The sequence below is a fragment of the Kitasatospora griseola genome, assembly GCF_044999035.1.
GTDB lineage: Bacteria > Actinomycetota > Actinomycetes > Streptomycetales > Streptomycetaceae > Kitasatospora > Kitasatospora griseola.
Genome location: NZ_CP173360.1, coordinates 7306584 through 7322447 on the forward strand (window position 1 = coordinate 7306584; position 15864 = coordinate 7322447).

The following is a 15864-nucleotide window of genomic DNA, read 5'->3' on the forward strand; positions in this document are numbered from 1 at the left end:
GCTGTCGGTTGCGAAGGTCGTGGCATGACGACAATGCAGAACTTCGGAAGCCCGGGCCGTCTGCGGACGGCGGTCTGCGTCGGCACGATCGCCGCCACGCTGCCCTACCTCGCGCTGAAGATCGCCTGGGTCACGGGCAGCGGGATCGGCGTGCACGGCGACGGCATGCGCAGCGGCACCATGATCGGCGCCAACCTGGCGACGCTCGGCATGGACGCGATCGCCGCCGTGCTGGCGCTCGCGCTGGCCCGGCCGTGGGGCCGGCGGGTCCCCGGCTGGCTGCTGGTCCTGCCGATGTGGGTGGCCACCGGGCTGCTCGCGCCGATCGCCCTGGTGGTGCCGGTCGCGGCCGTGGTCGGGGCGTTCACCGGCGGCTTCTCGTCCTCCGGGGACCCGAGCCAGGACCTCATCGAGGGCTGGGTGTACGCCGTGGTCTACGGCGGCTTCGGCCTCCAGGCGATCGGCCTGGTCGCCGGGTTCGTGATGCACGCCCGCGAGCGCTGGGCCGGCGTGTTCGCGCTGCGGCTGCGCGACCTGCCCGCCGGGCCGGCCGCCGGGACGCGGCGGCTGATCGTGGCCGGGGTCGCCGCGTTCGGACTGATCCCGGTGGCCGTCCAACTGTCCTGGGCGTTCGGCAGCCACGCCCTGCGCCCCGAGGACACCCGCACCGCGGCGGAATCCCTGGTCATCGACAGCGGCTTCGCGCTCCTCGTCCTGGCCGGGCTGGTCGCCATGGTGGCACTGACCCGACGGCCGGACGGCCGGCCGGCCCTGCGGACGCTGATCACGGCCTGGGTCGGCACCGGCACGGCGTTCGGCTGGGGGTTGTTCTGGCTGCTGACCTCCACCCTCCACACCCCGCTCAACGAGGGCCAGGACATGCGCGGCCTGGCCCTGGTCGGCGGCCTGCAGACACTGGTGGGCGCGGTGCTCGCCACCGTGCTGGCCCTGCTGGTCACGGAGGCGGCGGGGGCGTCGGAGAACGCGGCCGACCGCAGTGGGATGATCCAGGCGTGACTCGACGGGGGGAGTTCCGCCGGACCGCCCTGGCCCTGTGCGGCCGGGCGGGCCTCGCCCTGTGCGGCCGAGCGGCCCTGCGGCGCTGGGCGCTGCTGATCCTGGGCGGCGCGATGATGACGCCGTTCTGGTTCGTGATGAACGTCGCCCTCGCGCCGCTGTTCCGAGCCACCTCGCTCGGCGGGACGCTGCTGATCCAGTTCGGGGCGTACCTGGCGGCGCTGCCCCTGGTCGCGGCGGCCGCGGCGGTCCTCCCGTTCGTCCGGCAGCTGGAGTTCGTGATCGTCCGGACGCTGCTGCCGGCCGGGACGCTGGGGGAGCGGCCGCAGGACGCCGAGGCCTCGCGCGGACGGACCGTCGCCTGGGCCGTGCTGCACCTCGGCCTCGGCGCGCCCGTCTCCGGGGCGACCATGGCCGTTCCGCCCGCCGTCGTCGTGCTGCTGACGGTGCGTCCGTTCCTGGACGATCCGCCGGGCTGGCTGAACGCGGTGCCCGCCGGGCTCGGACCGGTCGCCGGGGTGCTGCTCGCGCTGCTGCTGCCGACCGCCGCGTGGGCGGCCGGCCGGGCCCTGGAACGCTCGGCGCCCGCACTGCTCGGGCCGTCCGCCGCCGAGCGGCTCGCCGAAGCCGAACGCCTCGGCGCCCGACTCGCCGAACGCAACCGGCTGGCACGGGAGTTGCACGACTCGGTCGGCCACGCGCTCGGCGTGGTGACGCTGCAGGCCGCCGCCGCGGGCCGGGTCCTCGACCGGGACCCGGCGTTCGCCCGCAGCGCCCTCGCCGCGATCGAGGAGGCCGCCCGCTCGGCCGCCGACGAACTCGACCACGTCCTCGGGCTGCTCCGCGAGGAGAGCCCCGGCCGCACCCCCCAACCGGACCTGCGCGACGTGCACCGCCTGGCCGACTCCGCCCGCGCCGCCGGTTCACCCGTCGCCCTCACCGTCGGCGACCTCGACGCGATGCCCGCCGTGGTCTCCCGCGAGGCCTACCGGATCGTCCAGGAAGCCCTCACCAACGCCCTTCGGCACGCGGCCGGTTCACCCGTCGACGTGACGATCGACGCCGCTGCGGGCGAGCTGCGCCTGCAGATCGGCAACCCGCTGCCGGCCTCGCGCCGCACCGGCCACCGCGGTGGCCGCGGCACCCGAGGCATCACCGAACGCGCCCAACTGCTCGGCGGCCACGCCGAGTTCGGACCAGTCGACGGGCTGTGGCGGGTGGCCGTCCGGCTACCCCTCACCCTCGGCCGGGCCAACGACCGCCCCGGGAGGGAACCTTGAGCACCACACCGATCCGGGTCCTGATCGCCGACGACGAACCCCTGGTGCGCTCCGGTCTGGCGGTGATCCTCTCCGCCGAACCGGACATCGAGGTGGTCGGCGAGGCCGAGAGCGGTGCCCGGGCCGTCGCCCTGGCCCGCGACCTGACACCCGACGTGGTGCTGACCGACGTACGGATGCCCGCCCTCGACGGCATCCAGGCCGCCCGGCGGATCCTCGACACCGTCGTCCCCGCCCCGCGCGTCGTCGTGATCACCACCTTCGAGAACGACGACAGCGTCCACGACGCGCTGCTCGCCGGGGCCGCGGGCTTCCTGCTCAAACGCTCCCGCCCGGAGGCGATCGTGCAGGCCGTCCGGCTGGCCGCGTTCGGCGACACCCTGATGTTCCCGGACTCGGTGCGCGACCTGGCGCTCCGACACCGCCGCGAGACCACCCCGTTCCCCCATCCGCTCTCCGACCGCGAACAGGAGGTGCTGCGCCTGATGGCCGCCGGCCTGGGCAACGCGGAGATCGCCAGGACCCTGTTCCTCGGCGCGGAGACCGTCAAGACCCACGTCGCGAACATCCTCACCAAACTCGCCGCCCGCAACCGCACCCACGCCGTGGTCATCGCCTACCGCTCCGGTTTCGTCACCCCCTGAGCCCCGGACCCTCGGCGGCGGCCAGGATCACCTCCAACCGCAGGTCGGCCGCCCACAGCGCGGACGCGTCGTCGTCCGGGCCGGCCGGCAGCCAGGCGGTGGCGACGGGCAGCAGCAGGTGCTCGCCCGGCAACAGGTCCGGCAGGGTCCAGCGCAGGGCGTGCCGGTCCCACCGGTACTCCTCGCCCCACCCGTGGCGGTGCTCCTCGACCGCCGCCGACTCCCCGGCCCAGCGGGCCGGGACGCCCGTCCCGTCGGCCGCGCGGCGGCAGATCGCCTCCGCGTCCTCGCCCGCCAGGACGAGGTCGTGACCGGCGCCGGTGATCTCCAGGGCGGCGAGGTACTGGCCGCCGCCGTAGCCGCTCTCGGTGCCCGGCGGCGGATCGGCGAGCCGCACGGCCGGCGCCGGACGGCGCACCGTGCGGTGGGCGCGCAGGTGCCAGACCGCTGCCCAGGCCTCCGCGACGACCCGGGAGAAGCCGGTCGGCTCCGGCAGGTACGCGGTGAGCAGCAGCTCCAGGTCGGCGTCGGGCCCCGCCCAGCGGGCGATCCGGGCGCCGGACGGCAGCCGCCACAGCGTGTCGGGGACGCCGGGCAGCGGACGTCCGTCGAGCGCGGCGGCGAAGGTCAGCGGCCCGAGCGGCGTACGGACGACGGGCTCGACGGCGGGCACGCGCTCGCGCGGAACGTGCGGCAGCAGCTCGACGGCCATCGGCGACCGGCCGACCCGGTGCGCTGTCCTCGACGTGTCGTCAGGGGGCGTTCCACGCACGGGCTCAGAGCTCCGCAGGCAGGCCGGCGGCCAGGACGTGCTCCGGGCCGAGGAAGGAGACGATCTCCGCCACCGAGTCCCGACGCAGCGTCAGGACGGTGAGGGACCAGGCCGGGTGCGGCGCGTCCGGGGCCGCTCCCAGGTAGAACGCCACCGCGGGCTGGCCGTTGGCGGTGGTGAGGCGGTGGCGCCAGCTCGGGCAGCGGGTGAGGGGGACGGCCGCCGCGAAGTCCATGACCGCGCCGAGACCGGCGTACCAGTGCGCCAGCGGAGGCATCGACCAGGTGACGTCCTCGGTGAGCAGCGCGACCAGGGCGTCGGCGTCGCCGCGTTCCAGGGCGGTGGCGAACGAGGTCGCGACGTCCCGGACGCGGGTGTCGCCGAGGATTCGCAGCGTCTGCTGCTGGGACACCTCGGGCAGCGTCGCCGCGAGTTTCCGCCGGGCCCGGGCCAGGGCGGAGTTCACCGAGGTGGCGGAGGTGTCCATCATGGCGGCGATCTCCTCGGCGGAGAATCCCAGCACGTCGAACAGGAGCAGCGCGGCCCGCTGATTGCCCGACAGGTGCTGCGCGGCCGCGACGAACGCGAGCTCCACGGCTTCGCGCTGCTCGTAGCGGGCGGCGGGGCCGGCGGGCCCGATCGGCAGGCCCGCGTCGGGGTACGGGCCCAGCCAGGCGACCTCCGTCAACGGCGTGGCGTCGAGCACCGCGTGCGGGGAGGCCGGGCCCAGGTCGATCGGCAGCGCCCGCCTGCCGCGGCGGTCGACGGCGTCCAGGCAGGTGCGGGTGGCCACCGTGTACAGCCACGCGCGCAGGGAGCTGCGGCCCTCGAACCGCTCCAGGCCGCGCCAGGCGCGCACCAGCGCCTCCTGCAGCGCGTCGTCCGCGTCGTGGGTGGAGCCGAGCATGCGGTAGCAGTGCGCATGCAACTCGCGGCGCAGCGGCGCGACCAGGCGGGTGAAGGCGGCGTCGTCGCCGTCGCGGGCCAGCGTCAGGTCGTCGTCGGCGGCGACGGGCGGTGGGGTCGCGCAGGATTCCTCGCTCACGGGCGACGATTCTGCCGCACTGCGGGAGTCACCTCTTCGACCGGCTTTTTCCGTACCCGAGGAGGACCTCATGACCAGCGCCACCACCGGCAACGCCGAATTCCCGTCCACACCGGCCTGGTTCGACATCTCCGCGGTCGATGCGCCGCGCGCCCACCGCTTCTACCGGGAGCTGTTCGGCTGGCAGGTCGACGCACTGGACGCCACCTACGCACTGGTCGGGGCGGCCGACGGCGAACCGGCCGGCGGGATCGGCCAGTCCGGCCCCGGCAGCCCCTACACCGGGATCGTGGTGTACTTCCGGGTCGCGGACGTGGACCTGGCGCTCGCCAAGGCCGAGGAGCTCGGCGGCCGTCGGCGACTGGAGCCGCAGGCCGTGCCCGGACGAGGCCGGATCGCCGTGTTCGACGACCCGGACGGCAATCCGGTCGGCCTGCTCGGCGCCTGAGCGAAGGGATCCGTCATGACGATCACCGACCCCGGGACCGACCTGCGCCGCCACCTGCCGGAAGCCTGCGAGGCCGTCCGGTGGAAGCTCGACGGCCTGCCGGATCGCGACCTCCGCCGCCCGCCCACCCCGACCGGGACCAACCTGCTCGGCCCGGCCGAGCACCCGGCGGGCGTCGAACTGCTCTGCCTGGGCCGGGTGCTGGTCACCTGATCGCCGGGACCGAGCGGCACGCCGGCCGCGCCGGCCACGCCGACGTCGTCCGCGAGCCGATCGACGGCGGGGCCGGCCACCGGCCGGGCGACGGGCGGATGCCCGCGACGGACGACACGTGGTGGGCCCGGTACCGGGAGCGGGCCGTCGCGGCGGCCGGGCAGAACTGACGTGCGGCGGGCCGGCGGGGCGAGCCGCCCCTCCGGCCCGGCGGTCAGAGGTAGTCCTCCAGGCGGCCGATCGCGAAGCCCTCGGCGGTGGCGGTGTCGATGACGCGGCGGAGCATGTCGGCCATGGTGCCCTTCCAGCCCGGGGCCGGGTCGCGGAAGTGGGTGAGGATGATGTCGCCGGGGTGGAGCTTCTCGTCGGAGTAGCGGTATTCGAGGTGGTCCGGGAAGGCCTCCTCGGTCCACAGGGCGACGGCAGTGACGCCGCAGGAGGCGGCGGTGCGCAGCGCGGCGGTGGTGTACTCGCCGTAGGGCGGCCGGAACAACCAGGGGCGGGTACCGATCTCCTGTTCGAGGCGGTCCTGCTGGCCGCAGATCTCGCGGCGGAGCGCATCGGCGCCGAGACGGCGCAGGTCGGGATGGTTGATGGTGTGGTTGTTGACGGACACGCCGCGGTCGCGCATGGCGCGGAAGTAGTCGTAGTCGGAACGCGCCAGGTAGTCGGAGAGGAACACCGACAGGGGCACGTCCAGGTCGGCGGCCATCTCGGCGAACTCCGGATCCTTCGTCGCGCCGTCGTCGACGGTCAGGAACACCACGTTGTCCTCGGTGGGAACGCGGCGAACCACCGGCGGCAGACCGTCCGCGAGCAGGACGTTCGGCCCCGCGACGAGCTCCGGCTTCTCCGCGGGCGCCACGGGCGCCTTCAGCGGCAGCGCCGCCAGCCCCCAGTGCCGGGCGGCCGCGAGCTCGGCCTGCTGCTGCCTCGACTCCCGCTCGGCCACCCCCAGTCGACCGTTCACCTCCTGCCCCGCCGCACCCTGCGGAACGGCCACCGCCGGCTGCCCCGCGACCGGCGGCGCAGCAGGGGCGGAGGCGCGCCCACCGCTTTCGTCCCGGGCCTGCAGGGCGGAGCAGCCGACACCGAGGACGGCCAGCGCGGCGAGCGCGGCGAGGTGACGGCGGCACGGGCCCCTGCGGTCACGGTCTTTCGTCGACATACCGGCCGATGATCCCCTCGCCGTACAGCCACCAACCCGCCCGTCACCCGGCCGGACGCCTGCCGTCGCCCGTTCGCCACGCTCCGTGGTCGGGCGGTCGTCGCGAGAGCGCCAGTGCGAACGGTGCGCCCCCATACGACCCGACGCGCCCTACTGTCGGCGGACGGGGGACGGGAAGATGGGCTCTTCGCGGCGTGCGCGGCGGTCGTCGTCAAGGGAGGAGTGGTCGCGATGGGTGAGCACGAGAAGCCCGCACCGGACCCGGGTGAGGGCACCCCGCCGCCCGGGAACTCGGACGGGCAGGTCCCGCCCCCGCCGCCGGGCACCGGCAAGCGGCGCAAGTAGACGCGGTGGCCGAGGAATTGGACCTGCCCGCGTACCGCTCGCGGCTCGACCGGGTGATGGCCGAGCGCGGGGCCTGGCCCGAGGGATCGCCGTGGGTGCGGGAGGCGGTGGCGGCGCTGCCCCGGGACGGGTTCGCGCCGGAACGGCTGTGGCGGTGGAGCGGCCGGGCGTGGGAACCGGTGGACCGGGCAGCCGATCCGGCAGGCTGGGCGTGGGAGTTGTACCGCTCGCCGGACGAGGCGGCGGTGACACAGCTCGGGGACGGCCTGCCCACGTCGAGCCTGTCCTGTCAGGCCGTGGTCGCCGACATGGCGGACAGCCTGCGCCTGGAACCCGGGCACCGCGTCCTCGAACTCGGCACCGGCAGCGGCTGGAACGCGGCCCTGCTGGCCTACCGCGCCGGCCCCGGCCGGGTGGTCGGCGTCGAGGCGGATCCGGTCCTGGCCGCCGCGGCCGACGTACGTCTGGTCGCCGCCGGCCTGGAGGTGCAAGTCCGCACGGGAGACGGCGACTTGGGGGTGCCTGACGAGTTCCCGTTCGATCGGGTGATCGCCACCTACGCCGTCGAGGAGATCCCCTGGGCCTGGGTCGAGCAGACCGCGCCCGGCGGGCGGATCGTCACTCCGTGGGGCCGCCTCGGCCACGTCGCGCTCACTGTCGCCGAGGACGGCAAGTCCGCCACCGGTTGGCTGCAGGGCCTGGCCCGGTTCATGCCCACCCGCACCCAACACGCCCACCGGCGACGGACGTTCGGCGAAGTCCGCGGCACCGCCGAACCCGGCCGCAGCGGCAGCACCGACCGCGACCCGACACAGCTCGCCGACCCGTGGGGGCTGGGCTTCGCACTGCGCGTCGCCCTCCCGGACCTGTCCGTGCATACCGGCCACGACGCGGACGGCACCAGCGCATGGATCACCGACGGCCACACCTCCTGGGCCGTCCTGTCCGCCCGCACCACCGGCGGCGCCTGGACCACCGGGGGCGGACCGCGACACCTCGCCGAAGAGGTCGAAGCCGCCTGGTCCCAGTGGGAGGCGGCAGGCTGCCCCGGCGTCTACGACTACGGCCTCACCCGCACCCCCACCGAGCAGTTCGTCTGGGCCGACGACCCCCGCACCGGCCCGCGTTGGCCCGCCGCCACGCACCCGGAGGAGGAGAGGAGCGACCCGGCCCCGGTGTGAGCGACGGCACCGGTGAGCACCACGAACCGACCGTGCCCCGGTGGCCCACCCGCGAGCGGACCGACGCTGTTCGGCTCCTCCGCGCCGTCAAGGCCTGTCGGCATGCCGGGCATCGACGGCGCGTACCTTCTGCCGGTGGTGCCTCGAACCCGTCGACCTGCTCCTGGAGTTCGGTGCGACCGCGGCATGTGGTGGCCCGGCGGCGCTGCGCAGGCGCGTCGGCGGCCGGGGCCGGGTGGGGCCGGGGGTGGGCCGGGGCGGCTAGGGTCGGGGGGTGATGCGGATGTGGGTGGAGCGGGCGGTTCCGGGGCCTTGGGTTTGGCGGCTGGTGGTCCGGGAGGTGCTGGGCGGGCTCGTGGTGTGCGGGCTGGCGGCGCTGTTGCAGGCGATGGACAGCGGCGGTTGGCCGTCGGGGCTGGTGGTGGCGGCCGCCGGAGTGCTGTTCTTGTTGCGGCGGGGGCTGCCGGGGACGGTGCTGGTGCTGGCGTCGGCGGGTGTCGGCGGGCCGGGCGGGTTCCTGCCGCTGCTGGTAGCGGCGGGGTACTCGGCGGGTCGGCGGATCACCCGGCCCTGGTACGCGCCGGCGGTCTTCGGGCTCGGGTTCGTGCTGAACTTCGCGGTGGGCGTGCTGCAGAACCGCCGCGACCACTTCCCGGTGCCCGCGCTGCTGGGCATCAGCGTGGTCGGGTTCCTGCTGCTGGGCGTGCTGCCCGCACTGCTCGGCCGGTACCGGGCGCAGCGCAGCGCGCTGCTGGACAGTCTGCGGGAGCGCAACGAGCAGCTGGTGCGCGAGCGGGTGATGATCGCCCGTCAGGCGCGGCTGCGCGAACGCCACCGGATCGCCCAGGACATGCACGACAGTCTCGGGCACCAGCTGGCGCTGATCGCCGTGCACACCGGCGCGCTGGAGGTGGACCGTACGCTCGACGAGCGGCAGCGCGAGGCGGTGGGCGTGCTGCGGCAGGCGGCGACCGGCGCGATGCGGGAGCTGCGCGAGGTGGTCGGTCTGCTGCGGGACGACTCGGTGCCGGCGGCGGGCGGCGTGGACGCGATCGACCGGCTGGCGGAGAGTTCGCAGGCGGCGGGCACGCTGGTGGAGCTGCGGCACGAGGGCACGTCGCGCGAGCTCGCCGCCGCGACCGGTCACGCCGCGTACCGAATAGCCCAGGAGGGCCTGACCAACGCCCACAAGCACGCGCGGGGCGCGCGGATCGTGCTGACGGTGCGGTACGAGCGCGACGCGGTGATGGTGGAGGTGCTGAACGGGCCCGGCGGGGACGGTTCGGCGGCGGTCTCCGGCGGTCAGGGCCTGACCGGTCTGCGGGAGCGGGCCCGGCTGCTGGGCGGGTCGATCCACGCGGACCGGGAGTCGGACGGCGGGTTCCGGTTGAGCGGCCGGCTCCCGTACACCTCGGACGGGGCGCTGGACGCCGTCCCCGAGGACGAGGAACTGCGCGAGCTGGCAGGGAAGTTGATCGGCCCGGAGAAGCGCCGCCGGAGCCCCGCGACGGGCTGTGCGCTGGGCGCGCTCGCGGTCCTCGGCGTGGTTGGGGTGGTCGGCGCGATCGGGGCGCTGATGTTCGTCGGCGCGATGCGGGACGCCACCGTGTCGACCTCGCTGTACGACTCGATCGAGGTCGGCCAGTCCGAGGGCGTGGTGAACGCCCGGCTGCCGATCGGCAGCGACTTCCTGACCGGCGATTTCAAGAAGTACGGCCCGCCGGCGCCGGACGGCGCGCACTGCCGATGGTTCGCGGGCGACGTCGAGACCACCTCCAGCGAGGGGCAGGACGTGGTGCGGTTCTGCTTCGACAACGGCCTGCTGGTGGACAAGCAGCACTTCCGCAGCCGGGCGCAGCCGGACGGGGCTGCGCCCGGCCGGAGCGTCAACCCGTCGGCATCCGCAGCTCGTTGAGGCGCTTCGCGTGCTCGTGACGGATCCGGGCCAGCGCCTCGGCACGGCACGGATCGTCGGCGGGGATCGCCGCGGCCGCCTCCAACGCCTCTTCCAACAGGCGCAGTTGGAGGTCGCGGCGGAGCAGTAGCGGGTGGTGGCGGGTCAGTTCGACGGCCGCGAGGGCCAGCTTCGGCAGGTGCACCGCCGGGTTGTCGTGGGCCAGCAGGCGGTGCGCCCGGTAGGCCTGCCACGGGGTGGGCGGTTCGCTGCCGGCCAGCAGCACCCGGGCACGCAGGGCCATTTCCTGATCGACGTGTGCGGACACACGACTCCCATCGACTCGTCCAAAGGGGGGAATGCGGACGAGTCTGCGGCCGAACCGGCCGCCCGGACAAGGGCGGAGAAGTGTGCGTCCGGTCCTACCGCGCGGGCGCGTGAGCAGGCAGAATGGGGGTCGACACGCTGCCGGAGGCATCGCCCGCGACCGGTGGCCGTCCCGGATCGGCGGCCGCGCCGTCGACGTCCCGGGCCGGAGCGCCCGCGACGACCGCGGCCAACCGGGCCTCGACCGAGTCGAGTTCGGCGGACGCCTGGGCGCGCAGCGCGGGCAGCAGGGTGAGGGCGGCGCGGGCCGCGTCCGGGTCGGGCTGCGGGTCCTGGTGGGCGGCGGCGACGGCGGTGCGCAGCGGCAGGGTGGCGAGCGCCGTCTCCCACGCGGCGCGGTGGACGCCCGTCGCGTAGCGGGACGTCAGGTACTCCAGCGGGCTCAGCGCGAGGGCGTCCCGCTCGGCGGGCCCGGCGAGCCGGTGCTCGGGCAGCAGCCGGGCGATGCCGTCGCGGGCCACCAGGTCGAACGCGCGGGCCAGGTCCGGTGCGGCGGCGCCGTGGACGCGGGTGGTCGACGAAGCCTCCAACAGGCGCTCCAGCATGGCCGCTTCGCGCGGGTCGGCGGTCCGGTCGGGGTGCTCCTGGTCGGCGAGCAGCTGCTCCAGGTGGTAGCGCTGGCCCCAACTGCCCACCGAGCGGTGCATCGCCCCGGCCCGGGTCTCCCGGATCGCGGCCAGCACCAGCGCCCGGGTGGTCAGGTCGCGCCGCACCGCGAGCCGCTCCCCGTCCGGGAACAGCCGCTCCAGCGCGCAGCGCACCGCCCCGACGGTCGGACCGTCGTACCAGCGCAGCGTCCAGCGGTGCCCGGCCTGCTCGTACTGCGGCTCGATCGGGACGCGGAACTGCACGGACAGCCGGTCGGCGATCCGCCGCACCTGCGGGCCGCGCGGCGGCCGGGAGGAGGCGGAGGCGTCCGCAGCGGCGGCGTCCGGAGTGCGGTCGGGGGTGCGCATGGCCGGAGACTAGCCAGCGCGCGGCCGGGCGGCGGGCGACGCGCGGACCGGCTCAGCCGTTCGCCGCAGCGCCCGCCGCCGTCCGGGCCGGCAGCTGCGTCCGGCGGGCCGCGGGCACCCGGTGACGGGGCGTCACCCGCGGGTCGACCGCGTGGCCGGTGAACTCGATGGCGGCCAGCCGGGCCGCCGACGCGCGCGGCAGCAGCACCGCCGACGCCACCCCGGACGGCAGCGGCCCGTCCGCGGTGACCAGGCCGCGCAGCGCGGCGCCGGCCCGGCGGTGACGGGCGAACGCGTACCGGGAGACCCGGCGGCCGCGCCGCCGCTGCCCGTCGGCGGCCTGCGCGGGCGTGGCGTCCAGCAGCAGCAGGTGCAGCCGGCGGCCCTGGCGGTGCGCGGTGCGGGCGACGACCAGGCGCACCCACGGCAGCGCCCCGCAGTCGTGCACCACCAGCGGTCCGCCGGCCCGCAGCGCGGCGTGCAGCCGCAGGTAGTGGGCGGCCCGGACCAGCGGCCGGTACAGCGGGTACGGGACGCCCGGCAGGGCGGCGGCGAAACGCTGCCGGGTGTGCTGGGAATCGATCACCCGGGCCCGGGCGCAGCGCGCCATCAGGGTGCTCTTGCCGCTGCCCGGCAGGCCCGAGACCACCAGGACGTCGTCCACCGGGTAGGCCAGCACGGCCGGTGCCGGACGGTCCGTCAGGTCGTGCCGGGCGTGCGGGCGCAGCTGTGAATGCACACGGTCCCCCTCAAGAGTGTGCCAAGAGAACGTCATGTCAACGACATGCCCAGGGCAAAGGGTTCCAGACCTGCGGCAATACGGCTGTGACGTGCCTGTGGCCGTTCCCGGACACCCTGGCCGCTCTCGCGCCGAACTTCCGTGACAGGGTGGACGGATGTGAACGGCCCCACGGCACGCGCACGGGGGGACAGAGGGGAATGGGTGGGCACAGATGAGGTTCTGCTTCCTGGTCGAGGAGCACTATTGCCACGACGGGATGCCGCTGGAGGTGGTCCATCACCTGCGGGCGGCCGGCCACACCGTGGACGTGCTGCGCCCCGGCGCCGAACTGCTGGACCTCGCCCGGCTGGTGCGCGGCGGCGCGCACGACGCATGGGTGCTGAAGACCGTCTCCGGCGGGCCCGGACTCGGCCTGCTGGAGTCCGCCGCGGCGGCCGGCCTGACCACCGTCAACGACGCCCGGGCGATCCGCCCGGTCCGCGACAAGGCGCAGACCGCCGTGGTCGCCGCCCTGCACGGGCTGCCGATGCCGCGCACCTGGGCCGCCGCCGACCCGGCCGCGTTCGCCGCGATACCCGAGCGGCACTACCCGCTGGTCGTCAAACCCGCCGACGGCTCCTCCGGGCGCGCCGTCCACCTGATCCAGCATCCGGACCGGCTCGCCGAGTTGGCAGCGCCCGCGGACGGCGCGCTGCTGATCGCCCAGCCGTACGTCGCCAACGACGGACTCGACCTCAAGGTCTACTGCGCGGGCGGCGAGTTCTTCGCCACCCAGCGCACCTCGCCGCTTCACTTGCACCGGCCCGCCACCGAACGGCCCGTCCCGCTGCCGCGCGAGGTCGCCGCGCTCGCCGCGCAGGTCGGCGAGGTGTTCGGCCTCGACCTGTACGGCCTGGATGTGCTGCTCGGACCGGACGGCCCCACCGTCGTCGACATCAACGACTTCCCGAGCTTCCGCCAAGTCCCGCACGCCGTCGAGCGGGTGGCCGACGCGGTGGTCCGTCTCGCCCGCACCGGATCCTCCTGGCCCACCCCCGGCGCCGGCTCCCTGCTCACCCCCGCCCCCGCCGCCCGGTGACGCCGCTGCGCATCGCGGTCCTGGCCCGCGACCTCGACCATCCGCTGCTCGCCGCCACTCGCCGACTGCTCTCCGCGCAGGGGCACTTGACGGTGCCGGCGGGGCAGGACGCGGACCTGCTGCTGCTGAAGGCGCGCAGCGCCGCCGCACTCCAAGTCGCCCGCGGCTACGAGGAGTCCGGCACGCCGGTGCTCAACTCGGCCACCGCCACCGCGTTCTGCCAGGACCGGGCGGCCATGGAGCGGCTCGCCCGCGCCGCCGGCATCCCGTTCGCGGCCACCGTCGCCTCCGGTCCGATCGGTGGACTCGCCTGGTCCGGGCCGGTGGTGGTGAAGAGCAGGCACAGCCGGCGCGACGACCTGGTGGCCCGCGCCGACACCGCCGAGCAGTGGCAGTCGCTGGCCGACCGGTGGCCCGGCGAGCCGGTGATCACCCAGCGGCCGGTGGCCGGCGACGGCTGGGACCGAAAACTCTGGGTGGTCGACGGGCAGCTGTTCGCCGAACAGCGCCGCTCCGAACTCCACCCCGGCGGGCCCGCCCGCCGCCCCTGGACCCCCGGCCCCGAGGAGAGCGCCCTCGCCCTCGCCACCGGCCCCGCCTTCGGCCTCGACGTGTACGGCGTCGACCTGCTGCCCGGCCCCGACGGCCCGATCGCCGTCGACGTCAACGCCTTCCCCGGCATCCGCCACCAGCCCGGCGCGCCCGAGGCGCTGGCCGCCCTGGCCGTCCGGACCGCCCTCGCCGCCCGGGAGGCGAGGGTCGGCTGACATGCGGATGTGCCCGCGGTGGGCCCGCTGCCACCCGTGATCCGCCCCATACCTGCCCCTTTGTGACCCTTCCGACGACCCCGTGGGTCCACTCCCGCCGCCCCGTCTGCGAGAATCGGGCGGCGAGCTGGGCCCACGGACGAGGAGGAACGCAGTGCGCGAGGAGGAACCGCGGTCGCGGCTTCCCCAGCTTCGGCTGGACGAACTGCTGGCCGAACTGCAGGCCCGGATCGACGTGGCGCGCGGCACCCGCGACCGGGTGCACAGCCTGCTGGAGGCCGTGCTCTCGGTCGGCCGGGAGCTGGAACTCACTCAGGTGCTGCGCCGGATCGTCGAGGCGGCCGCTGTCCTCGCCGACGCCAAGTACGCGGCGCTCGGCGTGATCGGCCCCGACGGCGACACTCTCTCGCAGTTCCTCACCGTCGGCCTCAGCGACGAGGAGATCGCCAGGATCGGCCCCTACCCGACCGGCAAGGGCCTGCTCGGCGAACTCATCCGCCACCCGCAGCCGTTGCGTCTGGACGACCTGAGGGAGCACTCGGCGTCCACCGGCTGCCCCGCCCACCACCCCGAGATGCGCACCTTCCTGGGCCTGCCGGTCCGGGTCCGCGACGAGGTGTTCGGCAACATCTACCTGACCGACAAGCGCGGCGCCGTCGGGTTCGACGACGACGACGAGTCGGTCATCGCCACCCTCGCCGTGGCGGCGGGCGTGGCCATCGACAACGCCCGCCTGTACGAGGAGGCGCAGCGCCGGCAGCGCTGGCTGACCGCCACCGCCGAGATCAACCGCCGCCTGCTGTCCGGGAGTTCCCGCACCCAGGTGGTCGAGCTGATCGCCCAGCGGGCGTGCGACATCAGCGGCGCCCGGCAGGCCGACGTGCTCACCGTGCTGCCCGCCGGGAACGGCCTGCACGTGGAGCTCTCGCTCGGCGGCGACCTGACCGGCCGGGTCGGCGCGGACATCCCGCTGGAGGGCACCATCTCGGGCGCGGCGTGCGTCGAGGGCGCGCCGGTGACCTCGCACGACCTCGCCGAGGACCGGCGCTTCCCGGCCCGGGCGGACCGGTACGCGGGCCTCGGCCCGGCCGTCGCGGTGCCGCTCGGACGCGCCGAGGGCCACACCGAGGGCGTGCTGCTGCTGGTGCGCGGCCCCGGCGAGCCGGAGTTCACCGAGCGAGAGACCGATCCGCTGCTGGCCTTCGCCGACCAGGCCGCGCTGGCCCTGGAACTGGCCGAACGGCGGCGCGACGCCGAGCAGTTGGCCGTCCTGGAGGACCGCGACCGGATCGCCCGCGACCTGCACGACCTGGCCATCCAGCGCCTGTTCGCCACCGGCATGACGCTGCAGAGCGCTTCCCGCTTCATCGACCACCCCGGGGCCTCGGACCGGGTGCTGCGGGCGGTCGGCGACCTGGACGAGACCATCAAGATCATTCGGTCGACGATCTTCGGCCTGCGGGTCCGCGAGGCCGGCGTCGGCCAGGGCCTGCGGGCCCGCGCCGTCCACGTGGTCGAGGAGGCCCACTCCGCGCTCGGCTTCGCCCCCCGCCTCAGCATGGAGGGCCTGCTCGACACCGACGTCCCGCCCGCCGTCGCCGACCACCTGGTCGCCGTCCTCGGCGAAGCCCTCAGCAACGCCGCCCGCCACGCCAAGGCCGGCCGCGTCGAGGTCGCCCTCCAGGCCACCGGCAGCCAGGTCGTCCTCACCGTCCAGGACGACGGCGTCGGCATCCCCGCCCAGGGCCGCCGCAGCGGCCTGCGCAACCTCGAAGAACGCGCCCGCTCCCTCGGCGGCACCCTCACCGTCACCGCCCCGCCCAACGGTGGCACCACCCTCAACTGGACGGCCCCACTGGGGCATTGACACCCCGCCGACCGACAACGGGCGGGCGGGACACCGATGAGGCGTCCCGCCCGCCCGTTC

The 15864-nt window shown here is 75.4% G+C and carries 16 protein-coding genes; 10 read left to right on the forward strand and 6 right to left on the reverse strand.

What is annotated here, in order from left to right; translation table 11 throughout:
- Positions 1 to 24: 24 nt before the first annotated feature.
- Genes ACI1MP_RS32930 through ACI1MP_RS32940 form a run of 3 tightly spaced genes read left to right on the forward strand, consistent with a single transcriptional unit; the run spans position 25 to position 2941 of the window.
- Positions 25 to 1017 carry a hypothetical protein gene (locus ACI1MP_RS32930; RefSeq protein WP_404870250.1) on the forward strand — a complete coding sequence of 331 codons (993 nt, stop codon included), beginning with the start codon at positions 25 to 27 and terminating at the stop codon, positions 1015 to 1017.
- A complete protein-coding gene (locus ACI1MP_RS32935) occupies positions 1014 to 2297 on the forward strand; it encodes a sensor histidine kinase (RefSeq protein WP_404870251.1) in 1284 nt (427 codons plus the stop codon). Before ACI1MP_RS32930 ends, ACI1MP_RS32935 begins: the two co-directional genes overlap by 4 nt.
- A complete protein-coding gene (locus tag ACI1MP_RS32940) occupies positions 2294 to 2941 on the forward strand; it encodes a response regulator transcription factor (protein ID WP_189271693.1) in 648 nt (215 codons plus the stop codon). The genes ACI1MP_RS32935 and ACI1MP_RS32940 overlap by 4 nt, the downstream gene beginning before the upstream one ends.
- Here the strand turns inward: ACI1MP_RS32940 and ACI1MP_RS32945 are convergent.
- Positions 2931 to 3653 carry a hypothetical protein gene (locus ACI1MP_RS32945; protein ID WP_404870252.1) on the reverse strand — a complete coding sequence of 241 codons (723 nt, stop codon included), beginning with the start codon at positions 3651 to 3653 and terminating at the stop codon, positions 2931 to 2933. The genes ACI1MP_RS32940 and ACI1MP_RS32945 overlap by 11 nt on opposite strands.
- A gap of 64 nt (positions 3654 to 3717) precedes the next feature.
- Complete coding sequence (locus ACI1MP_RS32950; protein WP_404870253.1) at positions 3718 to 4758, reverse strand: sigma-70 family RNA polymerase sigma factor; 1041 nt, start codon at positions 4756 to 4758, stop codon at positions 3718 to 3720.
- Between the two features lie 70 nt (positions 4759 to 4828).
- Between ACI1MP_RS32950 and ACI1MP_RS32955 the strand changes: the two genes are divergently transcribed.
- The gene (locus ACI1MP_RS32955) at positions 4829 to 5206 is read left to right on the forward strand and encodes a VOC family protein (RefSeq protein WP_189271690.1); all 378 of its coding nucleotides are present in this window, start codon (positions 4829 to 4831) and stop codon (positions 5204 to 5206) included.
- Between the two features lie 15 nt (positions 5207 to 5221).
- Entirely contained in the window at positions 5222 to 5419 is a 198-nt protein-coding gene (locus ACI1MP_RS32960) for a DUF664 domain-containing protein (protein ID WP_404870254.1), read from the forward strand.
- 214 nt (positions 5420 to 5633) lie between these two features.
- Here ACI1MP_RS32960 and ACI1MP_RS32965 read toward each other — a convergent pair whose 3' ends face one another.
- Positions 5634 to 6587: a polysaccharide deacetylase family protein gene (locus ACI1MP_RS32965; RefSeq protein WP_404870255.1), complete on the reverse strand. Its 954-nt coding sequence runs from the start codon at positions 6585 to 6587 to the stop codon at positions 5634 to 5636.
- A gap of 350 nt (positions 6588 to 6937) precedes the next feature.
- Between ACI1MP_RS32965 and ACI1MP_RS32970 the strand changes: the two genes are divergently transcribed.
- Positions 6938 to 8113 carry a methyltransferase domain-containing protein gene (locus ACI1MP_RS32970; RefSeq protein WP_404870256.1) on the forward strand — a complete coding sequence of 392 codons (1176 nt, stop codon included), beginning with the start codon at positions 6938 to 6940 and terminating at the stop codon, positions 8111 to 8113.
- 340 nt (positions 8114 to 8453) lie between these two features.
- Positions 8454 to 10028, forward strand: a complete 1575-nt coding sequence (locus ACI1MP_RS32975; RefSeq protein WP_404870257.1) for a sensor histidine kinase — start codon at positions 8454 to 8456, stop codon at positions 10026 to 10028.
- Here ACI1MP_RS32975 and ACI1MP_RS32980 read toward each other — a convergent pair.
- The 3 genes from ACI1MP_RS32980 to ACI1MP_RS32990 form a co-directional block, all read right to left on the reverse strand.
- Entirely contained in the window at positions 10000 to 10311 is a 312-nt protein-coding gene (locus tag ACI1MP_RS32980; protein ID WP_404870258.1) for a hypothetical protein, read from the reverse strand. The genes ACI1MP_RS32975 and ACI1MP_RS32980 overlap by 29 nt on opposite strands.
- Positions 10312 to 10429: 118 nt before the next feature.
- Positions 10430 to 11350 carry a hypothetical protein gene (locus tag ACI1MP_RS32985; protein WP_404870259.1) on the reverse strand — a complete coding sequence of 307 codons (921 nt, stop codon included), beginning with the start codon at positions 11348 to 11350 and terminating at the stop codon, positions 10430 to 10432.
- 52 nt (positions 11351 to 11402) lie between these two features.
- The gene (locus tag ACI1MP_RS32990; protein ID WP_404870260.1) at positions 11403 to 12089 is read right to left on the reverse strand and encodes an AAA family ATPase; all 687 of its coding nucleotides are present in this window, start codon (positions 12087 to 12089) and stop codon (positions 11403 to 11405) included.
- Positions 12090 to 12303: 214 nt separating this feature from the next.
- On the opposite strand from ACI1MP_RS32990, the gene ACI1MP_RS32995 reads away from it, so the two are divergent.
- The 3 genes from ACI1MP_RS32995 (at position 12304) to ACI1MP_RS33005 (ending at position 15804) form a co-directional block, all read left to right on the forward strand.
- Positions 12304 to 13170 (forward strand): RimK family alpha-L-glutamate ligase, encoded by an 867-nt coding sequence (locus ACI1MP_RS32995; RefSeq protein WP_404870261.1) that lies wholly within the window; start codon positions 12304 to 12306, stop codon positions 13168 to 13170.
- A complete protein-coding gene (locus tag ACI1MP_RS33000) occupies positions 13167 to 13937 on the forward strand; it encodes a RimK family alpha-L-glutamate ligase (protein ID WP_404870262.1) in 771 nt (256 codons plus the stop codon). The genes ACI1MP_RS32995 and ACI1MP_RS33000 overlap by 4 nt, the downstream gene beginning before the upstream one ends.
- Before the next feature lie 154 nt (positions 13938 to 14091).
- Entirely contained in the window at positions 14092 to 15804 is a 1713-nt protein-coding gene (locus ACI1MP_RS33005; protein WP_380337101.1) for a GAF domain-containing protein, read from the forward strand.
- Positions 15805 to 15864 lie beyond the last annotated feature (60 nt).